Genomic DNA, 11,099 nt, shown 5'->3' with positions numbered 1-11,099 from the left:
TCTCTTTTTTTTTTTTTCACACTATATTCCCTATACCACATCTTTTTTTTTTTTCCCCCAACACACCCCCCCCCCCCCCCCCCCGCTCCCCCGGCCCCCCCCCCCCCCCGCGCCACGCACTCCCCCAGAAGATCGAACGAGGTTGAAGACCGTGAGCACTCCCGTCATCGGCGTCCTCGCCCTGCAGGGCGACGTCCGTGAGCACCTGGTGGCGCTGGCCGAGGCCGACGCGCTCGCCCGTCCGGTGCGCCGCGCCGAGGAGCTGGCCGAGGTCGACGCGCTGGTCATCCCCGGCGGTGAGTCCACCACCATGTCCAAGCTGGCCCTGCTGTTCGACGTGATGCAGCCGCTGCGCGAGCGGGTCGCCGCCGGGATGCCGGTGTACGGCACCTGCGCGGGCATGATCATGCTGGCGGACAAGATCCTCGACGGCCGTGAGGACCAGGAGACCGTCGGCGGCATCGACATGACCGTGCGGCGCAACGCCTTCGGCCGCCAGAACGAGTCCTTCGAGTCCGGGATCGCCTTCGACGGCCTGGGCGACGCGCCGGTGCACGGCGTGTTCATCCGCGCGCCCTGGGTCGAGGCCGTCGGTGCCGGCGTGCAGGTGCTGGCCGAGCTCCCCGCCGCGGACGGCCCGGAGAGCCGCATCGTCGCGGTGCGCCAGGGGAACCTGCTGGCCACGTCGTTCCACCCGGAGCTCACCGGCGACCACCGGGTGCACGCCTACTTCGTACGGATGGTCGAGGAGCACCTCGCCGCGTAGCCCGCGGGGCCGTGTGCTGACCGTGTGCTCCTCACCGGTGACGACACCGGTAAGATCTCATCTGTTTCATTTCCCTTTGGCGACGTAAAGGAGCTGGCGATGTCCGGCCACTCTAAGTGGGCTACCACCAAGCACAAGAAGGCCGTGATCGACGCCAAGCGCGGCAAGCTCTTCGCCAAGATGATCAAGAACATCGAGGTGGCGGCGCGTACCGGCGGTCCCGACCCGCAGGGCAACCCGACCCTCTACGACGCCATCCAGAAGGCGAAGAAGAGCTCGGTCCCGATCGACAACATCAACCGCGCCGTCAAGCGCGGTGGCGGTCTGGAGGCCGGCGGCGCCGACTACCAGACCATCATGTACGAGGGCTACGGCCCGAACGGCGTCGCGGTCCTGATCGAGTGCCTCACCGACAACCGCAACCGCGCCGCCTCCGACGTGCGCGTCGCCATGACCCGCAACGGCGGCTCGATGGCCGACCCGGGCTCGGTGTCCTACCTGTTCACCCGCAAGGGCGTCGTGATCGTGCCCAAGGCCGACGGCGTGGACGAGGACAAGCTCTTCGAGGTCGTCCTCGACCAGGAGCCCGAGGAGATCAACGACCTCGGCGACTCGTTCGAGATCGTCTCCGAGGCCTCCAAGATGGTCGCCGTGCGCACCGCGCTGGTGGACGCCGGCGTCGACTACGACTCGGCCGAGGCCAACTTCCTCCCGAGCATGCAGGTCGAGCTGGACGTCGACGGCGCCCGCAAGATCCTCAAGCTGATCGACGCGCTGGAGGACAGCGACGACGTGCAGAACGTCTTCGCCAACTTCGACATCTCCGACGAGGTCGGTGCGCAGCTCGACGCCGAGTGAGTCACCCGGTGACCGGTCCGGCGTGACCGTTCTCACTTCCCGGCCCGGTGGTCCCTGGACCACCGGGCCGGTGTCGTCGGTCGGGTTGTCCGACCGGGACGGTAGCCTTCGCAGGTCGAGGACGAGAGGCGGGGCGTGACGTGCGGGTACTGGGCGTGGACCCGGGGCTGACCAGGTGCGGTGTCGGCGTGGTCGAGGGCACGCCGGGGCGGCCGCTGCGGATGGTCGGGGTCGGCGTGGTGCGCACGCCCGCGGACGCCGAGATCGGGCCGCGGCTGCTGCTGGTCGAGCAGGGCATCGAGGCGTGGCTCGACGAGCACCGGCCCGACCTGGTCGCCGTCGAGCGGGTCTTCGCCCAGCACAACGTGCGGACGGTGATGGGCACCGCCCAGGCCAGCGCGGTCGCGATGCTGTGCGCCACCCGGCGCGGCATCCCGGTCACCCTGCACACCCCGAGCGAGGTCAAGGCCGCCGTCACCGGCTCGGGCCGGGCCGACAAGGCGCAGGTCACCGCCATGGTGCAGCGCCTGCTGCGGCTGGACGCCCCGCCGAAGCCGGCCGACGCCGCCGACGCGCTGGCGCTGGCCATCTGCCACATCTGGCGCGGCCGGACGACGAACCGGCTGGAGGCCGCGATCCAGGCGGCCCGCGCCACCCCCCAGAGAGGAAGCATCCGGTGATCGCCTTCGTACAAGGACCCGTGGCGGCCATCTCCACCGGGCTCGCGGTCGTCGAGGTCGGCGGGGTCGGCATGGCGGTGCAGTGCACGCCGAACACGCTGGCCGGGCTGCGGCTGGGCGAGCCGGTCCGGCTCGCGACCTCGCTGGTCGTCCGGGAGGACTCGCTGACGCTGTTCGGCTTCGCCGACGACGACGAGCGGGCCGTGTTCGAGATCCTGCAGGCCGCGCCGGGCGTCGGGCCCAAGCTGGCGCAGGCGATCCTCGGCGTGCACAGTCCGGACGCGCTCCGGCTGGCGGTGGCGAGCGGGGACGAGAAGGCGCTGGTGGCGGTGCCCGGTATCGGCAAGGCCAAGGCGGCCAAGCTGCTGCTGGAGTACAAGGACAAGCTGGGCGCTCCGCACGGCAGCGTCCCGGCGCAGAAGCCGCTCGCCGCCGGGCCCGCGCCGTGGAGCGAGCAACTGCACTCCGCGCTGGTCGGCCTCGGGTACGCGCCGCGGGAGGCGGACGAGGCGGTCGCCGCGGTCGCCCCGGAGGCGGAGGCGCAGGCCGTCACCGACGTCGGTGCCCTGCTGAAGGCCGCGCTGCGCACCCTGAACCGGGCCCGCTGAAACCCACCTGACGATCTGTCCGTTTGTCGACATTGGAGCCCCCGCTGATGACCCCGTACGACTCCGACCCGGCGGCCGACCGGCTGGTCACGGCCGCCGCCGACGGCGAGGACCAGGCGGTCGAGGCGGCGCTGCGGCCCAAGCTGCTGGAGGAGTTCATCGGCCAGGAGCGGGTGCGCGAGCAGCTGTCGCTGGTGCTCCAGGCCGCCCGCAAGCGCGGCGCCGCGCCGGACCACGTCCTGCTGAGCGGCCCGCCCGGGCTCGGCAAGACGACCCTGTCGATGATCATCGCGGCCGAGCTGGGCGCGCCGATCCGGATCACCTCCGGGCCGGCCATCCAGCACGCGGGCGACCTCGCGGCGATCCTCTCCTCGCTCACCGAGGGGGAGGTGCTCTTCCTCGACGAGATCCACCGGATGTCCCGCCCGGCCGAGGAGATGCTCTACATGGCGATGGAGGACTTCCGGGTCGACGTGATCGTCGGCAAGGGCCCGGGGGCCACCGCCATCCCGCTGGAGCTGCCGCCCTTCACCCTGGTCGGCGCCACCACCCGGGCCGGCCTGCTGCCGCCGCCGCTGCGGGACCGCTTCGGCTTCACCGGGCACATGGAGTTCTACGCGCCCGCCGAGCTCAAGCGGGTGGTGCACCGCTCGGCCGCGCTGCTGGACGTGGAGATCGACCCGGCCGGCGCGGCCGAGATCGCCGGGCGCTCGCGCGGCACCCCGCGCATCGCCAACCGGCTGCTGCGCCGGGTGCGCGACTACGCCCAGGTCCGGCACGACGGCGTGGTCAACGCCGGGATCGCGGCCCAGGCGCTGGACGTCTACGAGGTCGACGCCCGCGGCCTGGACCGGCTGGACCGCGCGGTGCTGGACGCGCTGCTGCGGCTGTTCGGCGGCGGACCGGTCGGTTTGTCGACACTGGCGGTCGCGGTCGGTGAGGAGGCCGAGACGGTCGAGGAGGTCGCCGAGCCGTTCCTGGTGCGCGAGGGCCTGCTCGCCCGCACCCCGCGCGGCCGGATCGCCACCGCCGCCGCCTGGCAGCACCTCGGGATGACCCCTCCGGTCCAGACCACTCGGGGTGCCGTCCCGGCCCAGACCGAACTCTTCCCGCCGGACGAGGGCTGAACGGGTGATGAGCGGTCCCCGGTTCCCGCAGGGCCCCGGTACCGGGCCGGGCGGAGATGCCGGGGGAGAAGTCCGGGGAAACTGTGCAGGCGGAGGGTCGCCACTTTCGGCGACAGGATGCGATGCTTGGCGTTGTCCGATCAGTTCGGGGTCGCCTAGACTCCGCCGGACCGCCCCTCTCACCTGACGGGCCGACCAATACCACACAGGCCGCCGACCGGCGACCCGTAAAGGACCCTGGCTGCAGTGAACTTCATCATCCTTCTCCTCCCGATCATCGCGATCGTGCTCATGTTCCGGTCGCAGAAGAAGCGCCAGCAGCAGATGCAGAGCATGCAGACCTCGCTGGAGCCCGGAGCGGGAGTGCGCACCATCGGCGGTCTGTACGCCCAGGTGAAGGCGGTCCACGACGAGACCGTCGAGCTGGAGATCGCGCCCGGCGTGTTCGCCCACTTCACCAAGAGCGCGGTCGCGGCCGTCCTGGACGCCCAGGAGTACGACGCGATCATCAACGGCCGCCCCGCCGAGGACGAGCTGTCCGAGCCGGAGGACGCGGACGCCGACGCCGCGCCGGTCGAGGACAAGCCGCTGACGCTCACCAAGGACAGCGCCGAGAAGGGCGATGTCGAGGGCGGGGCTCCCGCGAGCAAGTAGTACGGACGGGCAACCCGCCCGGCCGCGCGGCGCAGTGCCGCGAGCCCACAGGACCTCAGGGCCGCAGATCCGCCATGCCCCCGTTCCGCCACGAGCCGGACGGGGGTCCGGTCGGCGAAGTGGCATGGACAGGGAGAAACGAGCAAGGTGGCAACACCCAAGTCGCGCCCGCGCGACGGCTACCCAGGGCGGGCGCTGGCCCTCATCCTGGTCGTCACCGTCGGACTGGTCGCCCTCATGTTCGGGACGGGCAACACCAAGCCCCGCCTCGGGATCGACCTCGCCGGCGGTACCAGCATCACGCTGACCGCGAGGTCGACCGACCCCAAGGCGATCAACAAGTCCAACATGGACATCGCCACCGGGATCATCGAGCGCCGGGTCAACGGGATGGGTGTCTCCGAGGCGGAGGTCCAGACCCAGGGCTCGGACACGATCATCGTGAACATCCCCAAGGGCGGGGACAAGGAGAACGCGGCCGACAAGGTCGGTACCACCGCGAAGCTCTTCTTCCGCCCGGTCCTGGCCGTGGCGCCCAGCGGTCTCCAGATCCCGGCGCCCACCGCCACCCCGTCCGCCGGCGCCTCCGGCACCCCGGCCGCGGCCCCCTCGGCCACCGGTTCGGCCGCTCCCAGCGCCGCTGCCTCCGGCACGCCGTCCGCGGCCGCCGCCGGCACCCCCAGCGCGAGCGCGAGCGCCACCAAGCAGGGCCGCTCGGTCGGTGAGGCCCTCGCGGCCGACGCGAGCCCCTCCACCGCCGCCACCGGCGTGACCGCCGCCGCCAGTGGTGCCGCGAGCGCCCCGGCCTCCGGCGCGCCCTCCGCGGCCGCCTCCGGCGCCCCGAGCGCCCCCGCCACGGCCCCCAACCCGGCCGACCTCGCCGCCGGGCTGACCACGGGCACCGTGCCGCCGGAGCTCCAGGCCGCGTTCGCCACCCTCGACTGCACCAAGCCCGACCAGCGCCAGCAGCTGGGCGTGGCGCAGCCCGAGGACAAGGCCGTCGTCGCCTGCTCCCAGAAGCCCGAGAAGGGCGGCGCCTACTCCAAGCTCGTCCTCGGCCCGGTGGCCGTGAAGGGCTCGGACGTCTCCAAGGCCCAGCCCAGCCTGGACACCCAGCAGGGCAACGGCTGGCAGGTGCAGCTCCAGTTCAACGGCAAGGGCACCGACGACTTCGCCGCCATCACCGGCAAGCTGGCCGCGCTGCCGGACCCGAGCAACCAGTTCGCCATCGTGCTGGACAACGAGGTCGTCTCCCACCCGTTCGTGCGCGGTGCCATCCCCGGCGGCACCGCCGTCATCTCCGGCACCTTCAGCCAGGCCGAGGCGCAGGACCTGTCCAACGTCCTCAGCTACGGCGCCCTGCCGCTGGAGTTCAACCAGGGTGACGTCACCACCGTCTCCCCGCAGCTCGGCTCCGACCAGCTCAAGGCCGGTCTGATCGCCGGCGCGATCGGCATGCTGCTGGTGGTCGCCTACTCGGTGGTCTACTACCGCGGCCTCGGCCTGGTCTCGATCGCCGGTCTGATCGTCTCGGCGATCCTGACCTACTCGATCATGAGCCTGCTCGGCGGCGGGATCGGCTTCGCGCTGAACCTGCCGGCGGTCTGCGGTGCGATCGTCGCGATCGGCATCACCGCCGACTCGTTCATCGTGTACTTCGAGCGCATCCGCGACGAGGTCCGCGAGGGCGCCCCGCTGCGCCCGGCGGTCCAGCGGGCCTGGCCGCGCGCCCGGCGCACCATCCTGGTGTCGGACTTCGTGTCGTTCCTCTGCGCCGCGGTGCTCTACATCGTCTCCGTCGGCAAGGTGCAGGGCTTCGCCTTCACCCTGGGTCTGACCACCGCGCTCGACGTCGTCGTGATCTTCCTCTTCACCAAGCCGATGATCACCCTGCTGGCCCGCCGGAAGTTCTTCTCCGACGGCCACCCGTGGTCCGGCCTGGACCCGAAGCGGCTGGGCGCCCGCCCGCCGCTGCGCAGCAGCCGTCGCCGTAGCCCCTCCTCTGCCGCCGTGAAGGAGGCCTGACACCGTGTCACGCTTCTCCAATCTGGGACACCGGCTCTACCAGGGCGAGATCAGCTTCGATTTCGTCGGCCGCCGCAAGGTCTGGTACTCGATCTCCGGCGTGATCGTGCTGGTCGCGGCGATCGGCCTGGCCATGGGCCTGCACCTGGGCATCGAGTTCAAGGGCGGCTCGGTCTACACCGTGACCAAGCCGGGCCTGAGCGTCTCGCAGGCGCAGACCACGGCCGACGAGGTCGTGTCCTCGCACCCGCTGGTGCAGTCCACGGACAACAACAAGATCCGCATCCAGGTCAGCACCGACGAGGCGAAGAGCTCGGACGAGATCCGCTCGCAGCTCGCCCAGAAGTTCTCCGTGCCGCTGGACACCGTCGAGGCCCAGGTGATCGGCCCCAGCTGGGGCAAGCAGATCTCCCAGAAGGCGCTCACCGGTCTGATCGTCTTCATGATCCTGGTGACGATCTACCTGGCGATCGCGTTCGAGTGGCGGATGGCGGTGGCCGCCCTGGTCGCCCTCATCCACGACCTCCTGATCACCATCGGCGTGTACGCCCTGGTGGGCTTCGAGGTCACCCCCGGTACGGTGATCGGCTTCCTGACGATCCTCGGGTACTCGCTCTACGACACGGTCGTCGTCTTCGACACCGTGAAGGAGAACACCAAGGGGCTCACCAAGCAGAACAAGCTCACCTACAGCGAGGCGGCCAACGCGGGCCTCAACCAGACCCTGGTGCGTTCGCTCAACACCACCGTGGTCGCCCTGCTGCCGGTCGCCGCGCTGCTGTTCATCGGTGGCGGCATCCTGGGTGCCGGCACGCTGAACGACATCTCGCTCGCGCTGTTCATCGGTCTCGCGGCCGGTGCGTACTCCTCGATCTGCGTCGCCACCCCGCTGCTGGCGCAGCTCAAGGAGGAGCAGCCGCAGATGAAGGCGCTGCGCAAGCGGGTCCTGCAGCACCGCGCCAGCCAGGCGGCCAAGGCCGAGGCGGCCGGGGGCGTCGAGGACGCGCAGGGCGAGGAGCCCGCGGACGAGCCGGCCGGTATGGTCGGTCAGCGCGGCCGGTCGGCCGGCACCTCGCGTGCCAAGGGCCGTCCGTCCACCAAGCGCTGAGCCCCGACCCGAAGGACAGGACACCGTGACCACCGCCGACACCGCACTGGCCGAGCTGCTGAACAGCCGGATCCGGGACGTCCCGGACTACCCGAAGCCGGGTGTGCTGTTCAAGGACATCGCGCCGCTGCTCGCCGACGCCGAGGCCTTCGGCGCCCTCACCCGCGCGCTCGCGGAGCGGGCGCAGGAGCTCGGGGCGACGAAGGTGGTCGGGCTGGAGGCGCGCGGCTTCGTGCTGGCGGCTCCGGCGGCCTTCGCGGCCGGGCTGGGCTTCGTGCCGATCCGCAAGGCCGGCAAGCTGCCCGGCGAGGTGTTCCGGCGCTCGTACGAGCTGGAGTACGGCTCGGCGACGCTGGAGGTGCAGTGCGACGCCTTCGCGCCCGGTGAGCGGGTGCTGGTGGTGGACGACGTGCTGGCCACCGGTGGGACCATCGGCGCCTCGCTGGACCTGGTGAAGGAGGCGGGCGCCGAGCTGGCGGGCGTCGTCGTGCTGATGGAGCTGGGTTTCCTGGACGGCCGCGAGCGGCTGGCCGGGCACCTCGGCGGGGCTCCGCTGGAGACCCTGGTCACGGTCTGAGGGGCCTGCGGGACCTGAGTGACAGGCGGCGGTCGGATCATCCGACCGCCGCCTTCGCGTGTCCCCACCCGGGCGGCTGAACACCCGAGCGCCCGGCTCGGTACCATGAAGATTCATCCCCTCCCGGTTGTGCGCTGGTGGCGCGGCCCGCGAGGGGCCGGCCCGGTGCCCCGAGGAGTGTCCTTGCCCGACGAGGTTGTGCCCACGGCCGCAGCGGCCGCCCCCGAAGACCGTCCCACGCCCTCGGGGGCCACCCCGGCACGCCCGGCGCCGACCTCCTCGCGTTCGTTCCCGCCCACCGGACGGGGCTCCACCACCGGCGGCATGCGCGCCCGCCTGGCCCGCCTCGGCGGCCAGCGCTCCAGCGTGCTCAACCCCGTCCTGGAGCCGCTGTTCCGCTCGATCCGGGCGAACGACCCGAAGGCCGACCCGGTGCTGCTGCGCGACATCGAGCGCGCCTACGCGGTGGCCGAGAAGTGGCACCGCGGCCAGAAGCGCAAGAGCGGCGACCCGTACATCACCCACCCGCTGGCCGTCGCGACCATCCTGGCCGAGCTCGGCATGGACGCCCCGACCCTGATGGCCGGGCTGCTGCACGACACCGTCGAGGACACCGACTACGGCCTGGAGACCCTGCGCAAGGACTTCGGCGACTCGGTGGCCCTGCTGGTCGACGGCGTCACCAAGCTCGACCGGGTCAAGTTCGGCGAGGCCGCGCAGGCCGAGACCGTCCGCAAGATGGTCGTCGCGATGGCCAAGGACCCGCGTGTCCTGGTGATCAAGCTGGCCGACCGCCTGCACAACATGCGCACGATGCGCTACCTCAAGCGGGAGAAGCAGGAGAAGAAGGCCCGCGAGACGCTGGAGATCTACGCCCCGCTGGCGCACCGGCTGGGCATGAACACCATCAAGTGGGAGCTGGAGGACCTCGCCTTCGCGATCCTCTACCCCAAGATGTACGACGAGATCGTCCGGCTGGTCGCCGAGCGCGCCCCCAAGCGGGACGAGTACCTGGCGACCGTCATCGACCAGGTCCAGGGCGACCTGCGCGGCGCCCGGATCACCGCCTCCGTCACCGGACGGCCGAAGCACTACTACTCGGTCTACCAGAAGATGATCGTCCGGGGCCGGGACTTCGCCGAGATCTACGACCTGGTGGGCATCAGGGTCCTGGTCGACACCGTCCGCGACTGCTACGCGGCGCTGGGCACCATCCACGCGCGGTGGAACCCGGTGCCGGGGCGGTTCAAGGACTACATCGCGATGCCCAAGTTCAACATGTACCAGTCGCTGCACACGACGGTGATCGGGCCCGGCGGCAAGCCCGTCGAGCTCCAGATCCGCACCTTCGACATGCACCGGCGGGCCGAGTACGGCATCGCCGCGCACTGGAAGTACAAGCAGCGCGCGGTGGCCGGCGCCTCCAAGGTCCGCACCGACACGCCGACCCAGGTCCGTAAGGACGACAAGGCCGGCGCCGTCAACGAGATGGCCTGGCTGCGGCAGCTGCTGGACTGGCAGAAGGAGACCGCCGACCCGGGCGAGTTCCTGGAGTCGCTGCGCTTCGACCTGGCCAGCAACGAGGTCTTCGTCTTCACCCCCAAGGGCGACGTGATAGCCCTGCCGGCCGGTGCGACCCCGGTCGACTTCGCCTTCGCGGTGCACACCGAGGTCGGTTACCGGACCATCGGCGCCCGGGTGAACGGCCGGCTGGTGCCGCTGGAGTCGACCCTGGAGAACGGCGACGCCGTCGAGGTGTTCACCTCCAAGGCGGAGAACGCCGGCCCCTCCCGGGACTGGCTGGGCTTCGTCAAGTCGCCGCGCGCCCGCAACAAGATCCGCGCCTGGTTCTCCAAGGAGCGCCGCGAGGAGGCGATCGAGCACGGCAAGGAGGCGATCGTCCGGGCGATGCGCAAGCAGGGCCTGCCGATCCAGCGGATCCTGACCGGCGACTCGCTGGTCACGCTGGCCCACGAGATGCGCTACCCCGACATCTCCTCGCTCTACGCCGCGATCGGCGAGGGGCACGTCGCCGCGCAGAACATCGTCCAGAAGCTGGTCCAGGCGCTCGGCGGCGAGGAGGGTGCCACCGAGGACCTGGCCGAGACCGCGACCCCGACGCACGACCGGCGGGCCGTGCGCCGCCGGGCCAAGGGCGACCCGGGCGTGATCGTCAAGGGCGTCGAGGACGTCTGGGTCAAGCTGTCCCGCTGCTGCACCCCGGTGCCGGGCGACCCGATCGTCGGCTTCGTGACCCGCGGCAACGGCGTCTCGGTGCACCGCGCCGACTGCGTCAACGTCGAGGCGCTGAGCCAGCAGCCCGAGCGGATGATCGACGTCGAGTGGGCCGCCACCCAGTCCTCGGTCTTCCTGGTCGCGATCCAGGTCGAGGCGCTGGACCGCTCGCGCCTGCTCTCGGACGTCACCCGGGTGCTCTCGGACCAGCACGTCAACATCCTGTCGGCGGCGGTGCAGACCTCGCGCGACCGGGTCGCGATGAGCCGCTTCACCTTCGAGATGGGCGACCCGAAGCACCTCGGCCACGTGCTCAAGGCCGTCCGCGGCGTCGAGGGCGTCTACGACGTCTACCGCGTCACCTCGGCCCGCAAGTGACGTAGGCGACGCCCGCGCCCCCGCCCCCGGCGGGGGGGGCGGGGGGGTGGTGGTGGCCCCGGGGGGGGGTGGTGGTAGGGTGA

At 71.3% G+C, this 11,099-nt stretch carries 10 protein-coding genes; all 10 read left to right on the top strand.

Going from position 1 to position 11,099, the window contains the following annotated elements:
* The first annotated feature begins 151 nt into the window (after positions 1 to 151).
* The 10 genes from pdxT (at position 152) to ACFV4F_RS06955 (ending at position 11,016) form a co-directional block, all read left to right on the top strand.
* Entirely contained in the window at positions 152 to 766 is a 615-nt protein-coding gene (gene pdxT / locus ACFV4F_RS07000) for a pyridoxal 5'-phosphate synthase glutaminase subunit PdxT (protein WP_380438013.1), read from the top strand.
* 99 nt (positions 767 to 865) lie between these two features.
* The gene (locus tag ACFV4F_RS06995) at positions 866 to 1,624 is read left to right on the top strand and encodes a YebC/PmpR family DNA-binding transcriptional regulator (RefSeq protein ID WP_196952243.1); all 759 of its coding nucleotides are present in this window, start codon (positions 866 to 868) and stop codon (positions 1,622 to 1,624) included.
* A 140-nt stretch (positions 1,625 to 1,764) separates the two neighbouring features.
* Complete coding sequence (gene ruvC, locus ACFV4F_RS06990) at positions 1,765 to 2,304, top strand: crossover junction endodeoxyribonuclease RuvC (protein ID WP_329925093.1); 540 nt, start codon at positions 1,765 to 1,767, stop codon at positions 2,302 to 2,304.
* Positions 2,301 to 2,912: a Holliday junction branch migration protein RuvA gene (gene ruvA, locus ACFV4F_RS06985; RefSeq protein WP_380498723.1), complete on the top strand. Its 612-nt coding sequence runs from the start codon at positions 2,301 to 2,303 to the stop codon at positions 2,910 to 2,912. Before ruvC ends, ruvA begins: the two co-directional genes overlap by 4 nt.
* Positions 2,913 to 2,959: 47 nt before the next feature.
* Positions 2,960 to 4,039, top strand: coding sequence for a Holliday junction branch migration DNA helicase RuvB (gene ruvB, locus ACFV4F_RS06980; RefSeq protein WP_380438009.1), 1,080 nt, complete (start codon positions 2,960 to 2,962; stop codon positions 4,037 to 4,039).
* A gap of 246 nt (positions 4,040 to 4,285) precedes the next feature.
* A complete protein-coding gene (yajC, locus tag ACFV4F_RS06975; RefSeq protein WP_380500702.1) occupies positions 4,286 to 4,693 on the top strand; it encodes a preprotein translocase subunit YajC in 408 nt (135 codons plus the stop codon).
* Positions 4,694 to 4,840: 147 nt separating this feature from the next.
* Positions 4,841 to 6,718 carry a protein translocase subunit SecD gene (secD, locus tag ACFV4F_RS06970; RefSeq protein WP_380500701.1) on the top strand — a complete coding sequence of 626 codons (1,878 nt, stop codon included), beginning with the start codon at positions 4,841 to 4,843 and terminating at the stop codon, positions 6,716 to 6,718.
* A gap of 4 nt (positions 6,719 to 6,722) precedes the next feature.
* The gene (gene secF, locus ACFV4F_RS06965; protein WP_380438003.1) at positions 6,723 to 7,826 is read left to right on the top strand and encodes a protein translocase subunit SecF; all 1,104 of its coding nucleotides are present in this window, start codon (positions 6,723 to 6,725) and stop codon (positions 7,824 to 7,826) included.
* Positions 7,827 to 7,851: 25 nt separating this feature from the next.
* Entirely contained in the window at positions 7,852 to 8,403 is a 552-nt protein-coding gene (locus tag ACFV4F_RS06960; protein WP_380438001.1) for an adenine phosphoribosyltransferase, read from the top strand.
* Between the two features lie 105 nt (positions 8,404 to 8,508).
* Positions 8,509 to 11,016 (top strand): RelA/SpoT family protein, encoded by a 2,508-nt coding sequence (locus tag ACFV4F_RS06955; protein ID WP_380437999.1) that lies wholly within the window; start codon positions 8,509 to 8,511, stop codon positions 11,014 to 11,016.
* The last annotated feature ends 83 nt before the right edge of the window (positions 11,017 to 11,099 follow it).

Origin of the sequence: Kitasatospora sp. NPDC059722 (assembly GCF_042733235.1) — a bacterium.
Lineage (GTDB): Bacteria > Actinomycetota > Actinomycetes > Streptomycetales > Streptomycetaceae > Kitasatospora.
This window is presented reverse-complemented; position numbering and strand designations above follow the sequence as displayed.

Bases quoted from the DNA above. Each gene is read 5' to 3' on its own strand.
- ruvB (WP_380438009.1), top strand. From the start codon at position 2,960: ATGACCCCGTACGACTCCGACCCGGCGGCCGACCGGCTGGTCACGGCC.
- ACFV4F_RS06995 (WP_196952243.1), top strand. From the start codon at position 866: ATGTCCGGCCACTCTAAGTGGGCTACCACCAAGCACAAGAAGGCCGTG.
- ACFV4F_RS06955 (WP_380437999.1), top strand. From the start codon at position 8,509: ATGAAGATTCATCCCCTCCCGGTTGTGCGCTGGTGGCGCGGCCCGCGA.